Annotated in this window: 10 protein-coding genes; 4 read left to right on the forward strand and 6 right to left on the reverse strand. The window is 51.2% G+C overall.

Annotated features, from left to right (window positions below; translation table 11 throughout):
* Positions 1 to 402: 402 nt before the first annotated feature.
* Positions 403 to 957 carry a hypothetical protein gene (locus JYB84_RS10290; protein ID WP_207320008.1) on the reverse strand — a complete coding sequence of 185 codons (555 nt, stop codon included), beginning with the start codon at positions 955 to 957 and terminating at the stop codon, positions 403 to 405.
* Between the two features lie 327 nt (positions 958 to 1,284).
* A complete protein-coding gene (locus JYB84_RS10295) occupies positions 1,285 to 1,836 on the reverse strand; it encodes a hypothetical protein (RefSeq protein WP_207320009.1) in 552 nt (183 codons plus the stop codon).
* 230 nt (positions 1,837 to 2,066) lie between these two features.
* Between JYB84_RS10295 and JYB84_RS10300 the strand changes: the two genes are divergently transcribed.
* Complete coding sequence (locus tag JYB84_RS10300) at positions 2,067 to 2,936, forward strand: DUF4010 domain-containing protein (RefSeq protein ID WP_207320010.1); 870 nt, start codon at positions 2,067 to 2,069, stop codon at positions 2,934 to 2,936.
* 173 nt (positions 2,937 to 3,109) lie between these two features.
* Here the strand turns inward: JYB84_RS10300 and JYB84_RS10305 are convergent, their stop codons facing one another.
* From JYB84_RS10305 to JYB84_RS10315, 3 genes are all read right to left on the reverse strand, one after another.
* Positions 3,110 to 8,383, reverse strand: coding sequence for a S8 family peptidase (locus JYB84_RS10305; protein ID WP_207320011.1), 5,274 nt, complete (start codon positions 8,381 to 8,383; stop codon positions 3,110 to 3,112).
* Positions 8,384 to 9,233: 850 nt separating this feature from the next.
* Positions 9,234 to 14,420 carry a S8 family serine peptidase gene (locus JYB84_RS10310; protein ID WP_207320012.1) on the reverse strand — a complete coding sequence of 1,729 codons (5,187 nt, stop codon included), beginning with the start codon at positions 14,418 to 14,420 and terminating at the stop codon, positions 9,234 to 9,236.
* Between the two features lie 539 nt (positions 14,421 to 14,959).
* Positions 14,960 to 16,579, reverse strand: coding sequence for a methyl-accepting chemotaxis protein (locus JYB84_RS10315; RefSeq protein WP_207320013.1), 1,620 nt, complete (start codon positions 16,577 to 16,579; stop codon positions 14,960 to 14,962).
* Between the two features lie 561 nt (positions 16,580 to 17,140).
* Between JYB84_RS10315 and JYB84_RS10320 the strand changes: the two genes are divergently transcribed.
* On the forward strand, positions 17,141 to 20,053 hold the full coding sequence (locus JYB84_RS10320) for a bifunctional diguanylate cyclase/phosphodiesterase (RefSeq protein ID WP_207320014.1): 2,913 nt from the start codon (positions 17,141 to 17,143) through the stop codon (positions 20,051 to 20,053).
* A 67-nt stretch (positions 20,054 to 20,120) separates the two neighbouring features.
* Here JYB84_RS10320 and JYB84_RS10325 read toward each other — a convergent pair whose 3' ends face one another.
* Positions 20,121 to 21,743, reverse strand: a complete 1,623-nt coding sequence (locus JYB84_RS10325) for a metallophosphoesterase (RefSeq protein WP_207320015.1) — start codon at positions 21,741 to 21,743, stop codon at positions 20,121 to 20,123.
* 416 nt (positions 21,744 to 22,159) lie between these two features.
* Between JYB84_RS10325 and JYB84_RS10330 the strand changes: the two genes are divergently transcribed.
* Complete coding sequence (locus JYB84_RS10330) at positions 22,160 to 23,626, forward strand: multiheme c-type cytochrome (protein WP_207320016.1); 1,467 nt, start codon at positions 22,160 to 22,162, stop codon at positions 23,624 to 23,626.
* Between the two features lie 45 nt (positions 23,627 to 23,671).
* Complete coding sequence (locus JYB84_RS10335; RefSeq protein WP_207320017.1) at positions 23,672 to 24,238, forward strand: NapC/NirT family cytochrome c; 567 nt, start codon at positions 23,672 to 23,674, stop codon at positions 24,236 to 24,238.
* Positions 24,239 to 24,289: the final 51 nt, after the last annotated feature.

Genomic DNA, 24,289 nt, shown 5'->3' on the forward strand with positions numbered 1-24,289 from the left:
TTATTTAAGATTCTTTCACAAGCGAAGCTTTCCGAGTCAAATGCTTCAACTTCAAACTTCTGGCCTCTTTCAAAATAATAAACATACCAAGTTTCATTAATCTTCTCTATACAATGCCCCTCAAACAAATTTGATGGCTTAATATTCAATCTGTACCCATGAGCCTTGAAACGTCTCCGAATAAACTCTCTTCTAAGTTCCTCTACATTCATAATTAACCGGTAACCTCTTTAAATAAAGTGAATCAGTGTATCTTATTAATTTCGGTCCCGGATTGCTTCCGCCACCGAACTGGAAGCCCCTCTTTCACGCATCGCAGATTTGCTTCGATACTTCGCATGCTCTGGCATTCCACCTGGCGGCACAGGGCAATTAAAACGGCCATCCCCTTCTATATAAGGATTATTTCTGGATAATTTTTAACTTTCCGTTACTCAAAAAATAATTTTCCACCACTACAATCTGCTGATTAGAAGGGGCAACTTCTGCATTCGAGACTTTGATGAAAACTGGGCTGTTACTGTTCTCAACTATTTCGATAGAAGCCATATTTGAAGAGAGTTTTGTTGTATCCAACTTTGATAAATTGAAGTCTGATAACCTGTAGATATTCATCAAGGTCTGATTTCCACCAGATTTAAAGGCGAGCACCACTTCCTCTATGCCGTCAGAATCTAAATCAACAGTTTGCAATTTTGGACCATGACCAGTTTCTCTGTCAATGATAGCTGGATAACCATTTGTATTGTATTGAATAACATAAAAATCTTCCGTTGGCATTCGAATGCACTCATTGGAAGTAAACCAAAACTCTGACACTTGTAATTTATTAATAGGCCCCAAATTTAAATTAAGTTCAGCGATGGGATCTTTTTGTGCAAGCCATTTATTTTCAGAACATTCATCGGCCAACACTGAATTCACCAGCGTAGTCAAAAGCAAAACGTAAAATCTCATAAACTTTCCCTTTAAGGTCTTGTGCCAACTGTCCATCTATCAGTTTCAAATTTGATAAAGGCCAAGGAGTCAGAGCCGCTTATTACACTTTGGGACTCGGACTATCTACGCTGACGCAACGGGAAGCCCCTCTTTCCCGCATCGAAGACTTGCCTCGATACTTTGCCTGCTAAGTCTCAAACAAAATTGGCCATTTAAATCATTGCATTACTGTATGCCACCAAGCTTAAGATGACAAAGAAAAAACGCCGCAGTATGCGGCGTTTTTTTATGGCTTAAAGCAGAATGACCCGTGCTGAAATCCTGCAGAAAAACAGCGAGAGGCGACTAATTACTGAAGGTGCCGGGCAGGACATTTTCGGTAATAAATACCATGGCAACGAAGGCCGCCGCTTGCGCGAGCACCAATGCGGGTATCATCAGCAAGATGTTATTGCGCCAATATCTTTTCAGTGTTTTTTCGGTGCCGAATTTGCGTTTCAGATACAGCGCATCTTCTTCCGGAGGCAGTTTAACCCGACTGTAATCACTGACACCGATAAAGCCGGCCAAAATCAACCCCAGGACTATGACCAAGGGAACGGCTCCTCTGGTCGCAACCGCGCCCAGAGCTATGGCCGACATAACCAACAACAGATAACCCAGATAGCTGATGATTTTGAAGGAACTGCTCAATCCCCGGCCATGGATACGAATTATCAGTGAACACCAAAAACCAGCCACGGGAATGATTACCAGCGAGGCATTTGGGATCATTGCATGAAACACAAACCAGGCGGCGAGAAATGGCAAGCTCCAGAAGCCCAGCATCAGGCTCGCCAGAATGCCATTTTGTTTACGTAATTTGTTATCCAAGCTGATTTCCACTGTCTCTTGCATCTTAATTTCCTTATCACTGGTCATGAACTTATTTGCGGCCATATGATATTTATTTTCCTGAGAAACACCAGAGACTTACTGATTTATCGCCCCTGGTGCAGTCACTTACCCCAGTGGTGACACCATGACAAAGTGGATTATCCTGACTGGGCAATGCTGCCCCCGTTGCAACTGTTGAAGACGGGCTATGATCTGATAAACCCTTTTTTCTTTTGGGGATAGCAGCCAAGATGAGGCATACCACACCGCTTTCCGCCCACTTTCGTGACAAGCACATCTGGCTGGATATGGGCTTGTTGGCGCTCTTGTGTGTGGTGGCAGCCTTCATTCCCATTTTGAAAATCGTGCCCTTGGTGGCGGGACTGGAGCTGTTCAGCTTCTTTTGTTTTCATCTGGCTCCGGAGCGCAGCCGCTTTCAGCTGCAGGGCTTTTTGGGGGGCTTTATCTCCAGCACGGCTGTATATTTACAGGTGCTGAATGACAAGAAATTTGCTGCCAGCCGGGAGCGGGATTTACGCCTGACCCTGCTGTTTGCGCTCTGTGCCATGTTGCTTGAATGCCTGATGATTGTCTGGTTTCTGTCGGGCTCACTGGCCTGGACATACTACCTGCCCTTTTTGATTCAGCTGCTGCTGATTGTCTGCGTGATTGTTTTCCTCAATGCCCGGAAGGGGCACTATCCCGAGGCGCTGGAACATGACAACGCCGGCATGGCGGAGATTGAGCTGCTGAACGACCATCCGATACTGTGGAAAAACGTCATCAAGCTGTCGGCGCTGATCTTTATCCTGGTCTATGGCATGCATTTCATTGGCAGCGAACTGGAGCTGTCCCGCAATATCAGCACCCTGTTGATTTCCCTGTTCGAAGCCCATGCCGTCTTGGCGTCAGTGATGACGGAGCAGTCGCTATATACGCAGCAGACGGGGCTGCTGACGCAGTTTATTCTCATTCTCTGTGGCAATGCCCTGAGCAAATCCTTTTTGGTGTACAAGGGCAGCAACCTCAAGCAGAAAGCCTGGCTGATTGGCCTGTTGCTGAGCAGTTTCCTGTTCAGTCTCGGCCTCAGTTTCACCATCAGCGCTGCCGTGGGCAACTGATAGCACCCGCCCGATAACGCTACAGGCTCAGGCGCTTCAATCCGACCGGATCCCGGCATAGGTATACAGATCTGTATACCTGACAGGCACGGGTTAACAGGGCAAAAAAAAGAACCTTCCGAAGAAGGTTCTTTTGCTGTCGAATTGCTGCTGCAGCAATTTATCCTGATGGATTATGCCACTTTACGGCGACGCAACCAGGCCAGAGGCGCAGTCAACAGGAGCAGCATGCCGGCGGCACCACCACTGCTGTCTTTTGCAGGTTCCACAGCTACCGGAGCAGCGCTGACCTTAACAGTCGTAGTCACTGAGTTGCTCATAGTGCCGTCGCTGACTGTCAGGGTAAATTGATGTTCACCCACAGCCAGACCCGAGACTGTTGCTACCGCGGCATTGGCGTTGCTGATGCTGCCGTCACTGCCTGACCAGCTATAGGTCATTGAATCGCCATCGGGATCCATAGAGGCAGAGCCATCCAGAGTCGCAGTTTGGCCTTCGGTGATGTCAACCATGTTGGCTGCCTTGGCAATGGGAGCATCGGCTACCGGTGTGACCGTCAGTTCGAAGCTGGTGCTGGCGGCATCACTTGGATTCTTACTGTCAGCAACAGTAATAGTCACAGTGGTTTTACCGGTGAAGTTAGCTTCAGGAACCACGGTCACGGTCGCGCCCGGCTCATTACCGCTGGCGAAACCAGTCACATGCTCACCCGACACACTGATGGTATTGGCAACAGTGTTGTCATCGGAGTAAGCCACCACAATACCTTCAAGCTTGGTATCTTCGGCGATTGTCTGGCTACCGATGGCACCGACCTTGATGTTGCTTGGTACGTTCAGGTAATGCGCCACCATTTCGGAAGGCAGACCACTGCGCTCAATGCTGACTTCGATAGGTGCCTGATTACCGGCGGCATCATTCTTCACCTTGACCTGGAACTCGATGTCGAATTGGCTGCTCTCTGGACCCACATAGTCATAACAGACCACCAGATCGTTCTTCAGTTTGCCCTTCAGATCGTTGAAGCCAAACTCAGTGCCGAGCCAGCCCTTTTCAGGACCGAAGACACCGCGGAAGCCATCGAAACCATGGATACCAATGGCGCCCAAACCTTCTTCATTGGCAAAGTCGATGTTGTCGTAGGCCATGATGACCTCATAGCCACCATCACTGAAGTCATAATTCAGGTTCAGCATCATCTCGAAGTCATAGGAGTCACCTGCATCACTGTAGGAAGTCTGACCGGTCAACCAGTCATAATCCTGATAGGTGGTGCGGGCATTGTCCCACTCGGTGAAGATGCGACCATCGCCGGTAAAGCCCATGGTAATACCCGAGTTGTTCTTGGGCGACCACAGATCCACGTTATAGGGCGTGCGGAAATAGCGCCAATCCAAATCACCCTGACTGTTGAACGTGATACCGCGCCACAGCGGAGCTATCAAGGCGTCCGGGAAGCCCTGGAAGTTCATCGGATATTGATCAGGCCAGAACAGTGGCATGTCATCCAGCTGCATCAGACCTATGGGGCTCACGGTCAAAGTGGTGAATTGACCATCAGGATCCTGGTTGTTGTACAAATTGGCATAGGCACCGTTACCGTAGTACCAAGACAAAGGCAACTGCAGGGTTTCATTCCAATTACCACCCCAGATAGGGTTCAGGCCGAGTTCCCACAGATCCATATAGCCATTGGGCTTGGATTGGCCGTAGTTAGGCATATGACACATAGCGTCATTGTCACTGGTGGTGACCTTATACTCCTTGGCCCAATCTTCGCTGTGAGGTTGCATTGACGTCAGGCTGAAACCGTTATCGGTCACGGTCAGACCCTCAGCGTTAATCGCTTTGGACACCTTAACCGAACCCGGTACCAGAGCCAGGTTGTCGGGCAGCATGCTGCTGATACCTATCTCATGATCGTAACCATCGAGGTTTTCCATCACATGCAAACGCATATTGACCACATCGCCGGCACGGGCTTGGGTTTGCGAGCCCATGAGGGAGACCTCATTGTCACCCCGCACCATGCGCAGTGGAATTTGCGCTATGTTATCGGGCTGGGTGGCGTCGGTACCCACCTGCAGCATGGAGTAATAAACATCGCCCTTGACCGCACCCTCAAGATCCCAACGCAGTGATATATCGGCCGCGTTCAGACCATCCAGTTGTGCAGGTCCGGTGGCTGTGAGCTGATTGGAGCCGTCTTTACCTACTATGGCCGTTGCCACCTTGTAAGTATCGAAAGTCGCCTTCGGGTCTTCATAACTGTGCTGGAAGTTGTTCACAACCACCCAGTATTGGCCTGGCTGTGGATTGTTGATATTACAGTAATCCACAATGGCTTCTGAGCTGGAGGCACAGATGGCTTCTTCGTCCCACTGGGGCTGGCCATCACCGTTGGCGTCAAACCCGATGAACACATCGGCATCACCGGCATAATACAACTTATCCTGGGGGGCTGTGGTCGCGCTGCGGGCCAACACTTCCACCATCAGGCGTGATGTTCCCTCGGGCACAGTGACCAGGCTGACATCCGAGGTGGCATCCACTTCATGGCTGCAATAATAACCACAGACATACCATGGGTCGCCTTCGGGATCTTTCTGTGGCAGTGTGACGTCACGTACTTCGGCCTTAACCGGCGCTGCTGCAGCGTAAACAGGCGTGGAGACTTCCGGCAGCATCAGGTTACTGATTTGATGCTCGCCCTGGTCACGATTCACCACAAAACCAACCGCATCGGGCATATTACGATTGTCATACTTGACCGCGACCGGCAAATACACAGATGGAATATCCATCTGACGCGGCACCAGGCGTACGGAACCCCAGACTTCAGCCTCAGAATTGGACACTCGGCTTTGGCTGTTGAGGATCTTGGCGGTAAAGACCACAGACTGGGTTTGACCGGCCTTCAGACTGAAATTAGCCGGCTTGGCCTCAATACTCAGGCTGACCTCATCACCCTGGGCTTCCACACTCCAATCACCGTCGCGGACGGCCTTGAAGGTACGCACCCAGGTACAGGTCTCACCGCAGTGCATGTTCACCAGCTCAGGCATGTTCAATTGACGCACCATGCCGCCGTTGGCAGGATCGGCATTGCGGAAATTGTCTATGGTTTCATCGAGCAACAGACCGCTGTTGATGGCGGCCAAAACATCTACCCGACCTGAACCCGCACGATAGGTACCGGCATCTTCCAATTCAGCCCAGGAATAGGGACGGAAACGGACATCCTGTACTGCGGTCATCTGCATGGCATTTTGCAATTCAGATGCGGTCCAATCAGGATGCGCCTGACGTACCAGCGCCATGGCACCGGCCACATGAGGGCTCGCCATGGAGGTACCACTCATCATGGTCCAGTCACTGGCTGTGGGTGATACGTTGAACGGTTGGTCATCACTGTTCGCGGCGAAGATGTTGACGCCGGGAGCCGTGATCATGGGGATCAGATGCTCCTCGACATAGTTGCTCGGACCACGGGACGAGAAGTCCGCCAGAATGTCGGCCTGGCTCTCATCTATGGTACGTTCAATATGGGATGCGGTGATCTCAGCTGTGTGGAAAGTACCCGTGCCCACCCACTGTTTCAGGTAATAGGCATCGTTGTAGCCTATGTGAATGCCCGGAACTGAATAGATGTCATTGAAGGTCATGCCTTCGGGCACAGAGGTATCCCAGTTGGTATTGGCCAGAATGAACCCGCCGGCACCACCGGCCTTGACGTTGTCAGCCTTGGCGACCCGGGCAATATCACCGCGATCACAAATGACTATGTCGTCGGCCTGGAAGGTTCCCGCCGGGAACGGCACGTTACAACTGGCAGCACTGTAGGCGTCGCTGGTGTCCGGATCGGGGTAATTGGCGGCATATACCACGTTACCCACAATGCCACCGCTCAGGCTCTTGCCCTGTATTGTGGAAGGCATCCAGCTGGTGCTGTCACTGTTGAAGTTGGTCAGGCTCTTGCCAACGACTTCAATGGTACGGCCTGAAGTTGCCGCTGCCACGTTAAGCAGCCAGGGGGAACTGTGGTCGATATAGCTGAAAATTTCATTATGGCCATTAGAGCCATTGTTGCCGGCAGCCACGGCAACCAATACGCCCGCTTCATGGGCGTTCAGGAATGCCTGCTCCAGTGGACTTTCCCAGGGAGAATTCTCCTGACCACCAATGGAAAAGTTAATGACATCTACACCTGCTGTGATGGCGTCTTCAATGCCCTGCACCAGCACATCGCCTGGACAACCGACATAGACATCTCCAGCGCCACCGGGGTAACAAACCTGGAAGGCGACTATGTTGGCATGGGGCGCCACACCGGATACGCGGTCAAAGGTAAAGCCGGTGTCGATACCATGGCTCATGGCACCACCGGATTGCTGGTAAGGCGCGTTTAATACCACGTTACCCGCGGCAGTGCTGGCGGTATGTGAACCGTGGCCCGCATAATCCTCACCAAAACGCGGGCGGATTTCTTCCAATGGGTCCCAGGGCAAATGATCCGGAGCCTGGAACTCTTCAGCTGAGTACACATCGGTGATCTTCTCGTAGCTGAAGACGCCGATCAGCTTGTCGTTACAGCGGTCGGCAAACTCGCTCTTGGCACAATCACCCAGATAGTTACCAGCGCCCAGAGGGTTGCTGACGGTGTAACCGTCATCGCCGGTGGCCTTGAAGCTGCGATGGTCGGTGTTGATACCTGTATCAACGATACCGACTACAATGCCCTCACCCTGGTAAGGCGTATTGTTGACGTTCTCACCGCTCCAAACCTTGTCGGCACCAATGTGGGTCGGACCGTAGTCCGTTTGCAGATGGTACATCTGGCTCTTGGTGATTTTTTTGACTTGAGGCAGTGTCGACAGTTTTACCGCTTCGGCCTGGCTCATTTTCACACTGAAGCCATTCAATACCTTGCTGTAACGCATCTTGGGTGTGAGTTGACGACCCACCACACTGCTGGCACTGGACAGGAGTTTGTCCTGAGCCTGCATCAGCTTGTATTCCTGGCTGGATGCGGTCGGAGACTTGAATGCCGCTGCACCCAGGCGTTTTGTGCCTGTTGCCTTGGTATTGGCAGTGGCACCGGTACGCACGTTTTGGCTGCTTGCCAGAGCGCGTTGTTGCTCGATGACAGTGTCGCCGTACAATTCAACAATGTAATCAAATTCGCCTTGGGCATCCTCGGCTTTCGCCATGAATTTTTGGTCGGGAGAATTACGTTTCAGCTGAACGTTAACGCCATTATTACGTTTAACGGCATTGCCGTTTTTATTAATTCGTTGGCGTTGCTGCTCCATAAATTCAGCGCTGGGCAGCTTAATAGGATTTAGCTTGGCTTCAGTTGTAGTACCAGGGGTAGCCAGTACTGCGGTCGCCATCCCCGCGCCGTAAATGGCGGACAGCGTAGCGAGGGTGAGAGTCTTTAATTTCACGTTGCCTCCCGTGTCGGTTCACCTGCATAAATGAGATAAACACGATCGGTGTGATTAGTTTTGTTATTCCTTCATATTTGCCAATGCACAAAATAACTGTAACCACATCGCATCCTTCTGCCCGTTAATATTCTTTCCAATAAAATATGTAAGCGGACAATAAACTCTGCGGTCGATAAATCAAGCTTCAGTCACAGTGCATCAGTGGCGAAACTCTGGCAAATACCAGGTAACGAGTCAACACACCAAAATCCTTGATAATACACACAAAAAACCACCATTAACCTTTACTTTCAAACGCTTACAGCCATGTGTCATCAATGTATTACCCATGTGACAATTTGTTACCGAAGTGTTTTATTGAGGTGCCAACTTGTACAACAATCTCTTTGGCATAAAAAAGGAAAAAACTATAACGCAAATACACATAAATTGAGATATCACCGCCGCATCCACCGGGCAACAGGACTCTATTCCAGACAACATTTTGAGTCAGAAATAAATAACTGCAAGCGCAATTCAAACAAATAACCCTATTATCAATCACCTATGCAAATATATAAGATTGAATCATATGGCACATTCACAAATACATTGAGAACACTGTGACCTACAGGAACGCCAACAGTTAAAACAGTAATAGATTTGCACAAGATTAAATATAGCAGCAAACTTATCAAAATTAATACCAAGGCATATTCCAAGCTCAATAATCCAAGATACATTTGTCAAAATAATGTTTTATTTTAGGGCGCGTTTTCTGAGTTGTACGCGAAATATTGGGTTGGCGGTGATAAATACGGCACAATAAAAAAGGCCACCCTGAGGTGGCCTTTCCAATTGCTTAATATCAGCCCTGCTTGTTCATCTTGCTGCTCATGGGGCGGCTCATGGGGCGGCTCATATTGCGGCTCATGTTTCGATAAGCCAGCATCAACAGGCCCAGCAGCAGTGCGGGCACTGAGGTGGTACCGCCTGAGGTGTCCTTTGCCGGCTCTGAAGCGGGTGGTGCCGGATAGGTACAGGAACCGTCATCGGTATTGGCATTGCCATCGAAGTTGGTTGCCGAGCTGTCGGTACAACCATACTCGATACCGTCTGATGTCACGGTCAGCATAAAGCTGGTGGACATGGCATCGTTCGGGAAGGCATTGTCAGCCACTGTCACTGTTACCCTGGTCTCACCATACCAGTTGGCCTCAGGGATCAGGTCGAAGCCGGCACCGGAACCATGACCATGCACCACCGCAGTAATATGCTCACCGCTGACGCTGATGGTATTGGAGACGGCATCCTTGTCGTGGTAAACCACTTCGATGCCTTCGATGGCGGTATTTTCCATTGTGGTCAGATCAGCCATGGCTGCCAGGGTGATATTACCCGGTACAGACAGCTTGTAGGTGGCCGTCATGGTTTCGATACCTTCGATTTCACTGTTCACTTCAACGGCCAGATTGCGAGCCAGGCTGTCAAAGCCAACCTTGGCCTGGAATTCGATATCGAATGCGGTGGCCTCAGGACCATCGTAGTCGTAACAGATCACCAGACCGTTTTTCAGCTTCTCGTTGATGCTGCCATGGGTGAAGGAATCGGCCAATACACCATCAATCGGCGCGTAAGTACCACGCTGACCATGATAACCGTACATACCTACAGAGCCGTTATAAGCCCGAGATTCATCGCCAGGATAAAGCGGATATTCCGGATGACCATCTGCGTCAAATACCAGATTATCGTAGGCCATGATCACTTCAGGATGGTTAGCCTCATGGTTGTAATCCATGTAGATATAGGTTTGGAAGTCATAGTTGTCCCCCCAGGATTGCCACTCCAATTCCCAGGTATCCCAGTTAAGAACAGGTACCTCGGTTTCAGCACCGCGCCAATCAACCAGCAGCATTTTGGGGCTTTCGTCATACAAGACTGTCATACCCGTATGGCTATCCCAGGTATCGACCAGTGGCGTGCCCAATGAACCATAAAACTCCGTGGTGCGGTACAGAGGTGCAATCATGGAATCTGGGATCGCGCCGTACATTGAATTAAGGAAGTGCTTATCAAATGGCAGATCAAACTCAGCAATCAACCATGGGTCGCCGCCCAACTTCACATAACCCATTGGCGATACGGTGAACTGCGGGTAAGACACATTGTCCTGGTTATTATACAGGGCAAAGTTGGTGTCTTCGTAATCCCAAAGATCCTTATAACGCAGGCTGAAGGCTTGATAATCCTCGCCGGGATCATCTTGAGCCCCCCAGTAACCGCCCATTTGTGGCTTAATGCCCAGACTCTCATAGATAGGCATATATTTGCCATCTGAGGTGTAGGGCACGCGACACATGGCGTCGGTTTCGTTGGTGGTGATCTTATAACTGCGGGCACGATCGCTTGCATCCGCCTGCATACCTGTCAGGGTAAAGCTATTCCCATCCACGTTCAGCTCAGCGCTGACGCGCGGGTTGCCGATATGGGGCTCACCCACCAGGGTCATGCCCTGTGGCAGGTTGGCTTTGATGTCAAAATGACGGTCGTAACCCAACATGTTGGGCAACACAGACACCTTGAAATCCACCACATCGCCGGGACGGGCCTGATCCTGAGAGGCCTTGATGCTGATGTCGTTGGCACCGCGTTTGATCACAAAGGGTACTGTGCCCAAATTGCCGGCATCGGCTGCGGACGTTCCCAGATCGATGGCACCGTATTTCAGCTCACCGGGTTCGAAGCTGTCGAAGTTCCAGTTCAGCGCCAGGTCCACCATAGTTGTGGCAGCGTTCAGCTCTGTGCTGGTGCTCACCGACACTTCACTGGTTTCTTCACCGGAAACCACACCTATGGCATAGCGATAAACATCTGACAGACCTTCATTACGGAAATCATTGCGGTAGTTGTAGAACACAACCCAATAATCACCCGCATCAGGATTATTGATAGAACAGTAATCCTGCACCACACGTTCGGAAGATGACCAACAGATGGTCTCTTCGTCAAAGTCAACTTGGTGGTTGCCGTTCAGATCGCGACCAACCAGTACGTCAAGGTCGCCCGCCCACCAGATGCTTTCCGCTGTGGTCGATATGGTCTCCAGCGCTTCGGCAAACAGACGTTTGCTGCCGGCCGGCACATTCACCCAGTGGGTCTTGGTCGGGGTGAAATCGTGGTCGAAATACACGCCGGTAAAGTCCAGATCCTCAGGGAACTCCCCGGTAAAGTACTGGGTATCCGCCAGGAAGGCACGGCCGTGCAGCTCGGTAGCCTTGCTGACAGGCACATTGTTGACCATCAACTTATCGGCATTGCGGTGTGCAGTGGCGCTCAACATCTTGGGCATGTTGTTGCGGCTCACCTTCATTTTCACCGGCCAGTGTGCCTCGGGCAGAGAGGTTTCTACCGGGGTAAATTTCACATCGCCCCAAAGGTAGGTATTTTCCAGTCTGTCCTGCACTGTGGTGGCTTCCAACACGCGCGCCTTGACTATGATGGTCTTGGTTTCACCGGCTTTGAGGGTAAATTCAGACGGATAGACATCAAACTGGATGCTGACCGCATCATGGTTTGGTGCCGCGCTGACCTTCCAGCTGCCATCACGGGTCGCCTTGATGGTGCGAACCCAGCTGCAGTTGATTGCACAGCTGGTATCCACCAGGTTGGGTACGTTCAGATCGGCCGGATCGCCACCGTTGTGCGGATTGGCAAGACGCATGTTTTCCGCGGTCTCATCCATCACGAAACCGGCATCGATCGCCGCTTCAACATTTACCAATCCAGAACCACCGTGGAAGTAAATGTCTTTTTCGACAATCTTGTCACCCGAGTTGGGCTGAACTTGAGTGTAGAGCTGGTTACCCGCGGTGAGCTGGATAGCCGACTGCACCTCGGCCACGGACCATTCGGGATGGGCCTGACGTACCAGCGCCAGGGCACCGGCCACGTGTGGTGTAGCCATGGAGGTACCACTGATCACGTTCCAGTCCATTGCAGATGGATATCTGGTAAAGGGCTGGTCATCTGAGTAAGCCGCCAGAATGTCCACACCGGGCGCCGAAATGTTGGGCGACAGGGTACCGTCAAAGTCGTTGTTAATGGCGGTGGAGTTGAACTCGGCCAACTTGTCGTTACGACTCTCATCCATATCAACCAACGCGCTGCCGGCAGTGATGGTCGCCCTATGACCCGTGCCACTGAGCAGCCATTTTCTCAGGTTATATCCTTCGATGTTGTTAATGTGAATCGACGGCAAGGGGTACATGTCATCCACTTCGGTACCGGCAGCGCCAAAGGAGCTGGTGTTGTACAGCACAAAGCCACCTGCACCTGCTGCCAGCAGATTTTCCGCCTTGGTCATACGGGCGTTGTTGGAGCGGGCACACACCACTATCTGATCTGAGGTGAAGGTATTGGCCGGGAAGGCATTGTCACAGAACTTGTTGCCATAGCTTTCTGCCAGCACGATTGGGCCGGTAATACCGCCGGAAAGGCTGGCGCCATCCATATCGGCCGGAGGTGTGGTACTGCCGCCGCTCATATCCTGCAGATACTTGGTTTCAAAGCCGAACATACGGGCATGTTCGGTAGCCGCCACGTTCATCAACCAGGGGGACGGATGGTTGGTGGGTGCTTGCGGGCCACCGTTGCCGGCAGCGGCCGCCACGGAAATGCCGGCGGCAAAGGCCGAATAGAAGGCCTGTTCAATCACGCCGTCCCAGGGGAAATTGGAGCCACTGATGGAGTAGTTGATGACGTCTACACCATCCAATACCGCCTGTTCAATGGACATCAAAGTCGCTTCGGTCGGACAACCGATGAAAGGGGTATCCTGATCACCGTTGAAGCAGCCCTGGTACATGATCACGTTGGCGTGTGGCGCAACACCCGACACCTTGCGGGTGATGCCGGTATCACGGCCATCGCCATAGGCGCCCATGCCCGGATCACCGGCAAAACGCTCATAGCTGGCAAATTGGAACGGCGCATTATTGATAACGTTGCCGGCCGCGGTACTGGAGGTGTGTGAACCGTGTCCGCCGTAATCCTCACCAAAGTAGGGACGGTGCTCGGTATAAATTCCCGAACTGTATTGTTTGGCTATCACATCCCAGGTGTACACACCAATAAGCTTGTCGTTACAACGATCGGCAAACTCGGCTTCCTGGCACTGACCCAGATAATTGCCTGAGCCCAGCGGGTTGGTGTGTGCATAACCATCATCACCCACAGCGGCAAAGGACACGTGGTCGGTGTTGATACCTGTGTCTATCACACCGATGATCTGGCCTTCACCTTTCAAACCATGGGGGTAAGAAGGGTTGATGGTGGTGTTGTTCCAGGCCGAGTCAGCCTTGATGACCTGCGGACCGACATCGGTCTCCAGCTTGTGGATCACCGAGCGCTGGATACTTTCCACCTCGCCCAGACGGGCAAGCTTCATGGCTTGCTCCTGGGTCAGCCTCGCGGTCACGGCGTTCAGCGTCACGGTAAAACGACTCTGCACCTCAAGGTTGACGCCCATGGCCGCTGCGCTTTGTACCAGTTTGTCCTGTTTCTGGCTCAGAAACTGCTGATAAGAATCTATGTTCCTGTTGGAAGACACTGAGTTCAAAAACAGTTTTTGGCTGTTGGCCGGCGCAGCCGTCAGGCTTTGCGCGCCTTTGACCGATGGGCTGCCACTGGCTTGAACTTGAGCCTGCGGTTGCAGCACAGTGCTGTTGAGTCCTTGCACGCCACCGGCATAGGTGGCCACCGGGCTGTCCTTGAGCTGGATGATATAGACGTGCTCACCGCTCAGACCCGCTTCGGGTTTGAACTTGCCTTCCGGCTTCTTGTGCTCTATCTGACGATTAAGCGCGCTGCCACGGCTTCTGGCACTGAGGGGATCGCGCTGTAACCGCGGCTGCTGTTGCTTGCGTATGTCGGTCATCGATAAAGGTACGGGTTTGAGCGAGGTTTCCCTTGCTGCAACCCCGGTTGCCGCAGCGCTGATCCCGGCGGCATACAAGGCGCTGAGAACGGCGATGCTTAAGGAGTTAATTTTCAAAAGAATCTCTCCTGGTTAATATTTTTGTTGTAATGATTTGGATACGTGACGCAAACAGGCTCACGTAGGGTATTCGGCAACACAGGGTAAAGGATGCGGCAAGGTCAAGTGGTTACACTTTGTAACCGCCAGGTAAAATCACTGCTTATAAATTGTGACTCTTTAGATCTGCTGCTTGAGCCAAAGGACGGACAAAATGCTGCAAAGTAAGGCAGATAGAAAAGTAAGACAGATAAAAATTTGATGCCGGGTGTGGTTCAACCTTGGGTGCAAATCATTAAAAAAGTGACCATGAGAAAGGCTCCACCGATGGTGTTTTGGCTTGCTGGCTTGGCGGGGCCACAAGTGAAAGCTTCGCCCGACTCGCGGCCTGAAAGGCAAGGCGATTCCCGCCCCCTGATAATCGGCAGTATCATCAGAGGACGGGCATGCTCTTCAACTAAGAGGTCGCTTGCTATGCCGCTGCCTATGTCACTTCCTATACCACTACCACGGCCTATACCAGTTACAGATACTGCAGCCACTCAGCAAAGCATGGGTTAACACTTGAAAAAGGCCAACAATTGCTTTTGTTGCTCGGCTTCCCGCAATAGGTCACGACTGGATTGGCTGCTGTTGGTGACACCGTGGACATTCTGATTCACCATTTCCACAGTGGCGGTAATGTTCCTGGAAATTTCCTCTGTCACACTGGATTGTTCAGTGGCCGCCGTGGCCACCATGGAATTAATCTCTGCGATGGCTTTGACCGAATTGGATATGCCCACAAAGGCACTGCGAACATTTTCCGCAACACGTTGCGACTCTATGGTCAATTCCGCGTTGGACTTCATATAACGATCAGCCTTTTGAGCCTGTGCCTGCAAATTGGAAATAATGCTTTGGATGTCTATGGTTGATTGTTGAGTTTTGGCGGCCAGCGCCCTGACTTCGTCGGCTACCACGGCAAATCCCCTGCCCGCCTCACCGGCTCTGGCCGCTTCAATTGCCGCATTTAACGCCAACAGATTGGTTTGTTCAGAGATGGTATTAATGACGTCAATGACAGAACCAATCTCGGTTGAGTAATCTTTTAATTGGTTAACAATCTGCGCAGATTCATCAATCGCCTTGCCGATTTTCACTGCAATCTCATCTGATTCTGAAAGTGACTGATTGCCTGTTGCCACATTTGACATGGCCGCATCGGTACTGGCATCGGCCTGAACGGCATTCTGGCTCATTTCCTGCGCTGTGCTGGCCATTTCATTCAAGGCCGTCGCCACCTGCTCCACCTGCTCCAACATCAATCTGGAGTTGGATTCAACCTGACTCATGGTGGCGGAGAGATCATTTGCCGATGAGGCGGTATTATCGGCAACATTGGTCAGTTGCACCGTAATATCGGCAATCTTGGCGGCCGACTGATTATAGCTCTGTGCCAGCTCCCCCATTTCGCTACGGCCCAATCCCAGGATACGACCGGACAGATCACCGTCGGCCATTCTGGCCATGGCATCCTGCACTGTTTTCAGGGTCGATATAATGTGTTTGGATATCATTATCGAGACCACAACCACAATCACGGAAATCACCACGACCAGGATCCACATAAGCCTCACGGCGTCATCGTAGACTTTATCGCCGTAACGGCTGGCCTCATCGGCACCGCGTTTATTTAACTCAGACAGTTTCAACAGCACATCTGAGTATTCTTCATAGGCCTTAAACGACTCACCAAGCAGCATTGCTTTCGCAGCAGCCTTGTCATTTTTTCTTGAAAGCGCCAACAATTTACTTTGGATATCCAGGTACTCATCATATTGCTGGCGAAATGCGCTAAATAAGGATTTCTCTTGTTCGCTAGCGATCAAGAGTTGGTATTCACGGATGGTATATTCGATATCCATCTTCATTTTATGTATATTATCTTCCACCTCACTTATTTCACTTTCATCGGTGAACATAATATGTCTGAATTCCTTAATACGTAAATCAGCGGTCTTTGTATTAATATTCTCCACCAGCCTGACAGAGGGTAACCAGTTTTCAGAAATCACGGTGGACTGCTGATTAATAATTGCCATATTATTAACTGAAACCAAGACCAGGATAACAATAGCTATAACAGGAAAGAAAAAAGCTGCGAATAACAACTGACTAATTTTAAGGTTTTTCATTTTATCAACACCAATAACAAGTTTATATTAATTATTTTTTGCTTAAACCTGTTTCCCTACAGATACAGTGCGATGAAAAACATCAAGCAGCACCTATTACATAAAAGCAAACTTTAAATGCAGACTACTTACAATAGCCATGAATATTTTAATTCAGTGCCAGCCAGCAAGTTGTTAATTTTTGTATCAGCTGTTGAAATTGCTTCTATTACGTGATTTAACCTGGGATCTGACACTGTTATTGACTCAGTTATGAACCAACAACTTTCCTTTGCGCCGGGTTGTTGAGTGGATCACATGGGGTTCAGGACTTGACAGGTGCGGCGCATGAACGGCCAATGAGAATTGCCTCCATCAGGGTAAGGCCGACAGAAAACGCTGTTTTTCCGGGTCCAGGTCGCCGCAGGGAGGTCCAAAAGACCTATGCGGTAGAATTCTCTGGGGTGTGTTAAAAACAACAGGGCAAGCAGTGCATTGACCGTTGATATTGGACCTTTCCCGAGGTTAAGTCTAATCTTCAGCAACCGGCTTGAAGCCCCTGATATCACAGGTGTATAACAGGTGCCAGCGAAGTTAACATTGGAAAATGTGTCTATAGCCATGACGACAGTTATTATTCATCAAACCCATAGAGAGTCACTGTTTAAAGTCGCCGCCATGGTAATGGCATTGGTCATACTGCAAATAATTGTCGGCAGCATTTCGATACCTGACCAACTGAATCATGTAAAACACTACCTGCTGGTGCACTCTTTTATGGAGATGGCATCTGTCGTCATTTGTATGATGGTGTTTATTATTGGTTGGAATGCCCAGACACATCAGTTGCCGACCGGATTTGCCGTGCTGTCGATCATTTTTCTTTGTGTAGGATTATTCGACTCTTTTCACATCTTCGCCTACGTTGGCATGCCCGATTTTTTCACTCAGAATGACGTTCAAAAACACTTGAATTTTTGGATGTCTGCACGTTTCCTTGCGGCATTTGGTTTGCTCTGGGTAGTATTATCTCTCTCCAGCAGAAAAAGCAGTAAGATTAACAAATACGCCTTACTCTTGCCCTTTTTGATCTTTACCTTCAGCATTTTATGGGTAACGGTAAATCACCAGGACTGGATGCCAAACTGGTTTATTCCCGGACAGGGACTCACTTCGTTAAAAAAGAATCTTGAATACATCTTCATATTAACTCACTTTATCACAGCCGCAGTGCTGTTCCTGCAGTTAAAAAAACCACAAACCTGGAGTTCTCCCATGCTCATGGGGGCAGTCATTGTGATGGCCTTGAGTGAATTGTATTTCACCTGGTACACGACCATGACAGGCACCTACAATGTCCTGGGGCATTTTTATAAAGTTATAGCTTACTTTATGATTTATAGGGCGATTGTGGTTGAGTCACTCGAAAACCCCTATCGAAAACTCGAACAATCACAGCAGACTCTCGATTTGGCGATAACCGCATCAAACACCGGCCTGTGGCGTTGGGAAATTAATGGTGGTTATTCCTATATGTCGCCTGTACTTAAAGCGCAATTGGGCTATCAGGATCAAGAACTTCCAAGTACATACCCGGCGCTTTCTGCCTTAATGCATCCCGAAGATTCAGAGCGATTTCTCCGGCACTTGAAACACCACATCCTGAACAACAGCGACGATGTTTATGAAGACGAGTTCCGATTGAAACATAAAAAGGGTAATTACAGATGGATATATTCACGTGGGAAAATAGTATTCAACAAGAAGGGTGAAGCCATTGAGTTAATCGGAACACACACAGATATTACCGAGCGCAAATTTAAAGAAGAAAAATTCAAGTCTGCGCTACAGGCAGCGCCCAATGCCATGTTGATGATTGATATTCACGGCAATATTGTATTGACCAATTCAAGGGCCAATGAGCTGTTTGGTTATCCGGAAAATGCCCTTATCGGCACGCCAATTACCAAGTTGATGCCGGAGTCGAGCGCCAAACATCACCAGGCGCACGTTGAGGCCTATATGAGCGCTCCGGAGGAACGCCAGATGGGGGAAGGCCGCTTCCTGTTTGCCAAACGGAAAAATGGTCAGGAATTTCGTATTGAAGTCGGTCTGACACCAATTGAAACCGAGGATGGTAAATACGTTTTGGCGTCTTTGGTTGATATCACCGAACGCATTGAGTCCCAAAGAAAGATTGAACAACTCACCAACTACGATGCCCTGACCGAACTGCCCAATCGGGAACTGCTGAAGGTTAAAGGTGAGTTCATCATTAACCAAGCCGGTCAAATGCGCCATAAAGTGGGTATGATTTACATCGGTCTGGACAGGTTTAAATATCTAAATGACTCTTTTGGCCATCTGGCAGGCGACGCAGTGTTGATTGAGCTGGTTGCCCGGATTAAACCCCTCATCAAACCAACGGACATTTTTGCCCGGATCGTCGGCGATGAATTTGCCATTATCATGACCAATGTCTCAGAAGAAGACATGGCCAGGTTGTCCGTACGCATAATGGATGCGGTCGCCAAACCATGCAATATTCAGTCGGATTCAGTCACTATTACCGCCTCTATCGGTATTGCCGTCTATCCCGAAGACAGCAAAGACTATATCAGCTTGCTGCAGCATGCGGATACGGCGATGGAAAAAGTGAAGGAAATCGGCCGCAACAGCTATTTGTTCTTTTCAAAAGACATGCAGATCAGAACCAGCAGGGCCTTGAAAATAGACTCGGCCCTCAGAGAAGCGCTGCAAAAACAACAGCTGTACTTACATTACCAGCCGCAGGTGAACATAGAACATCAAAAACTCATAGGTGTCGAAGCCCTGTTACGTTGGGAACATCCTGAGTTGGGCATGATTTCGCCTGCGGAATTTATTCCTCAGGCGGAGGCCAATGGTTTGATTATTCCCATTGGCGAATGGGTATTGAAAACGGCCCTCAATCAATTAAGACAATGGATAGACGATGGCTATGAACCCATAGTCATGGCAATCAATTTATCAACCGCTCAATTCCGCCACGAAAACCTGAACAATATGGTGTCTCAGGTGCTGCACGAAGTGCAGTTGCCGCCGGAATATTTGGAACTGGAATTAACCGAAAGCATGGCCATGACAGATCCTGAAAAAGTGATTGGGGTTCTGGACAAACTGCATGCACAGGGAGTGCGCATCGCCATAGATGACTTCGGCACCGGTTATTCCTCTCTCAGTTACCTGAAGAAATTCAATATCGACAAACTGAAAATTGACCAGTCCTTTGTCCGGGACATAGCCACGGATGCCGGTGACAGGGCAATTGTCACCACTATCATTCAAATGGCCACCATACTCGGGTTCAATACCATTGCCGAGGGTGTTGAGACCAGCTCGCAGTTGGACTTTTTGCGTGAAAATGGCTGTCACGAGTATCAGGGATATAAGTTCAGTAAACCTATCCCACCTGATACCCTGGCCGAAAAATATTTACAGAAAAACAGCGGCTAATTCTGTCCTTCCATTCAATGCTGAAAGGTACAGCTTGGCAGCCGCATATTGTCACTCAAGACAAGCGCTAAGGTTTGGCATCTGCCCCCCGGCACAATTCATTGCCATGGGCAGGGTTGCCTGAATCACATGCAAGATACGCCTCGCCCTGCTCGCTTATCATCTGCGCCGCCCAGGCGTCACCCTCCCCGGTTTGGATGACCAGGAAACCAAACTTGCCCTCGGCGCTGCCTTTGGCCTGCTGGCCATCCACCTCGGCACTGAAGTCCTGCAGCGGCGCCTTGTTGCTTAGGCTGACACCGCTGTTGCCAATCACCAGCTGTGGTGGCCGGGTGCTATCCGCTCCAAAGTCGAGCGATTGGTAGCTGTGCATGTGGCCCGAGAGCAGCAATTTCACCTGGGCCGGCAGTTGCCCCGCTGTGGTTTGTGCCAGCGCCGTTTGCATCATCTTGTTGAGGGTCTGGGTCCCGCCTTCATCCAAGACACCCCACAGTGGTCTGTGGCCCAGCATCCATATGGGCTTTTCGCCCTCTCTGCCGGTGCGCTGCTGCAATTGCTCAAACTGGGCCTGATATTGTGCCGTCAGGGTATTGGTGTCCCTGTCGTCACAGGCATTGGCCGAATCCATTACCCACAATCTCAGCCTGTGAAGATCCAACATATAGGGTGGCAGCAGCTTGATGTGAGCGCTGGCGGTGGCCGGCGGCGCATTGAAATCCCCCTGGGCCGGGCAGGACTCCTGGGCTATACCACCGGCAAGCCCGGAACCCGGGCCAAAGAAATAAAACCAACCAACACCGGCGCGGCTGCACAGCTCGTGGTTGCCGCGGGCAAACACCCAGGGGGCCGAAGACAAGAGTTCGCCCGCCGGCAGAAAGAAGTCTTCATACCAGGTTTGCCAATTATCGGGCTTGGGACTGTGCTCGGCATTCTGACTGTAATAGGTTTCCTCGAGGCCGCAGGAGGGACCGCCGTAGTCATCATCACCGGCATCATAGGCATAAATGCCCTTTGCCAGGCTGCCGCCGGTGCCCCGGTAGTTGTAATCCCCCATGTGCAGGATCAACTGCCCCTTTCTGCTGGTTCCTTGCTGTGCCAGGGTGGCGAAGGGCTCCGCCGCCGAGCCTGCCGGACAATCATGGGTCTTGCAGCCGGTATCGCCAAAGACCAGCACTGTCTGCGGGTCGAGGGTAACGGGAGCCAGTTTCAGCTCGGTCATAGCCACCCTGTAGCCTGTGCCGGGGCGAATTTTGGCCTCGCACACAGTGACAGGAAAATTCGCCGCGGCCGGCGCCCTGTCGCGCACCCGGGTCAACACCAGGGCACCATCATCGGCTTCCAGTACCGGGCATTGGCTCTGCTCCTGATGGGCACCGGCCAAGATCACCCGCCCATACACCAGAGTACTGCCATCGGCGGCCGGAGCCAGCATGCTGTATGCAGCATAGACCCCGGGCTGCTGTGGTTCCTGTGGTTGCTCTGATTGCTGTGATTGCTGTGATTGCTGTGGCTGTTGTGATTGCTGTGGCTGTTGTGATTGCTGTGGCTGTTGTGATTGCTGTGGCTGTTGTGATTGCTGTGGCTGTTGTGATTGCTGTGGCTGTTGTGATTGCTGTGGCTGTTGCTGCACACAGGCCCCAAGAGACGCAAGCAGAGGCAAGGAACAAATGCCGGTTAGCAGAGGACGCATGCTGAATTCCTTTTCGATTAAACGCAGGGAAGTGATGGCTAGTATTGCTGATAAATTCATTATGTTCAAAGAGTTATTCTCATAGCCCGCCAAAACATCGCGACATCAAGTTATCTCCGTCAATCATCCCCCTCGGCCAGATGTTCAAAGAAACCATCTGAAAAAACCCGCGCAGCCGTTGCCCATAACAACACTGGGCGATGGAGCCGCGCACACCCAGAGTACAACTTTTGACCTATAACCTGATAAAAATTGTGTGATCTAACTCGACTCCGCTTCAGGTCTTCCTTGCCTTGTAACTTAAGGGGCCTATGCTGCCGATAACAATGGCAACATTGTTGATACATTTTTTTAGCACCTTCTAATAAATAAATCGAAATCAGTGAGTTAACAGGAATGCAATTGAGGAACAAACTATGGAATCATCCCGAACATTGCGGCGCTTTATGTCGCTGTTGCTGCCGCTTGCCGCAGCACTGAGCCTGACGGTTGCTACTCCCAGCCAGGCCGAACCCAAAGCCCTGATGCTCAAGCCGTTCAAGAGCATGAGCGAAGAAAGCGCCAAGTGCGCCGGCTGCCACAAGGAAAAGAATCCCTCTCTCTATGCCCAGTGGGGCCGCTCCAAGCATTATGGCGCCAACGTCGGCTGCTACGAGTGCCATAAGGCCGAGCCAGGTGACAAGGACGCCATCAAGCACGAAGGTTTCAGCATTTCGGTCATAGTTTCACCCAAAGATTGTTCCCAATGTCATAACCAGGAAGTGGAAGAATTCGGCAAGAGTCACCATGCCAATGCCGGCAAGATCCTGGGTTCACTGGATAACTTCCTCGCCGAAGTGGTGGAAGGTGCCGGAACCTTCAACGGCCAGTCTCCAGCCGCCATTAACGGTTGCTGGCAGTGCCACGGCTCGGAGGTCAAGGTGCTGGCAAACGGCGATCTCGACCCCACCACCTGGCCCAACACCGGCATTGGCCGGATTAACCCCGATGGCTCCATCGGTGCCTGTACCGCCTGTCACCAACGCCATGAGTTCTCCATGGTTCAGGCCCGCCGCCCCGAAGCTTGCGGCAAGTGCCATTTGGGCCCCGACCATCCTCAGAAAGAGATTTACGAGGAGTCCAAGCACGGCATTAACTTCTACGCCAACGTCGACAGGATGAACCTGGACTCTGCCAAGTGGATTGTCGGCGAAGACTATGACGCGGCCCCCACCTGTGCCACCTGTCACATGTCCGCCACCCGCGAACAGGCAGTGACCCACGATGTGGGCAGCCGTATCAGCTGGACCCTGCGCCCCGCAGTGTCCGAGAAGATAGATGCCAAAGACAAGGCCAGCGGTAAGCAGGTCAAGTCCTGGGAAGACAGGCGTAAAGACATGCAGGATGTGTGTCAGGCCTGCCACACCAAGTCCATGACCGACAGCTTCTATCAGCAGTTCGACTCCCTGGTGAACCTGTACAACGACAAGTTCGCCACTCCGGGCAAAACCTTGATGGCCACCCTGAAGAAGGAAGGCATGCTGACCGACGTGGGATTCGATGAGGAAATCGAGTGGACCTGGTTCTACCTCTGGCACCATGAGGGTCGTCGCGCCCGTCACGGCGCCGCCATGATGGCACCGGATTACGCCCAGTGGCACGGTATGTTCGAAGTGGCCGAGCGCTTCTACGTACAGATGGTGCCCCAGTACCTGGAAAAAGTAGACGAAGCCGAGCACAAGGGTAACAAGGAAGGCGCCGACCGCGCCCGCAAGGTGTTGGACGAGATATTGGCCAAACCCGAACACGCCTGGTTTACCGGCAATGAGCCAGAGGAAATCAAGAAAGCCCGACTCGAAGCCCAAAAGGCGTTCAAGGCCCGCTATCTCGGCGAAAGTCATTAACGCAGGATGCAGGCGGCTTGCCGCCTGCTTAGGGAGGACTTTCCAGTGAGTAACAGTGATAAACCCGGCCGCGGGCAGCGGTTGTGGCGCTGGCTCAAACGGCCCCTGGCACTGGGGATCCCCATAGGGATCTTCGTGCTGGTGGCCATGGGGGCATCGTTTCAGGGGGTGATGGTGTTGTCAAACCAGAATGCCTTCTGCTTCAGTTGTCACCTGAGCATAGACACCATAGTCCAGGAGTATCAGGCGTCGTCCCACCATGGCGACGGTACCAAGATAGCGGCCACCTGCGCCGACTGTCATGTGCCGCACACCTTTGTGGACAAGATGAAGGTCAAGATCATGGCCACCAAGGACATCTACCATATGCTGGCCGGCACCATTACCAAGGAAAACTTTGAGGAGCACAGGCCCGCCATGGCCCAGAGCGTCTGGGATACCTTCAAGGCCAATGACTCCCAAAGTTGTCGCCACTGCCATCAGGGGGCCAACTTTGACCTGGCAGCCCAGCCCCAAAGGGCCAGGCTCAACCACGAGCGCATTGCCGAACGTGGCGAAACCTGCGTTGACTGCCATCAGGGCCTGACTCACAAGCGTATTGTGATCCAGTAACCCCTATTGGATAGCCTGCAAAGACCGCCGTAAGGCGGTCTTTTTTATCCC

The organism is Shewanella cyperi, from assembly GCF_017354985.1.
Classification (GTDB): Bacteria; Pseudomonadota; Gammaproteobacteria; order Enterobacterales; family Shewanellaceae; genus Shewanella; species Shewanella cyperi.

Excerpts from the sequence above, each read along its gene's own strand:
- JYB84_RS10290 (WP_207320008.1), bottom strand. The coding sequence starts at position 957 with ATGAGATTTTACGTTTTGCTTTTGACTACGCTGGTGAATTCAGTGTTG.
- JYB84_RS10295 (WP_207320009.1), bottom strand. The coding sequence starts at position 1,836 with ATGCAAGAGACAGTGGAAATCAGCTTGGATAACAAATTACGTAAACAA.
- JYB84_RS10330 (WP_207320016.1), top strand. The coding sequence starts at position 22,160 with ATGGAATCATCCCGAACATTGCGGCGCTTTATGTCGCTGTTGCTGCCG.
- JYB84_RS10325 (WP_207320015.1), bottom strand. The coding sequence starts at position 21,743 with ATGCGTCCTCTGCTAACCGGCATTTGTTCCTTGCCTCTGCTTGCGTCT.
- JYB84_RS10300 (WP_207320010.1), top strand. The coding sequence starts at position 2,067 with ATGAGGCATACCACACCGCTTTCCGCCCACTTTCGTGACAAGCACATC.
- JYB84_RS10315 (WP_207320013.1), bottom strand. The coding sequence starts at position 16,579 with ATGAAAAACCTTAAAATTAGTCAGTTGTTATTCGCAGCTTTTTTCTTT.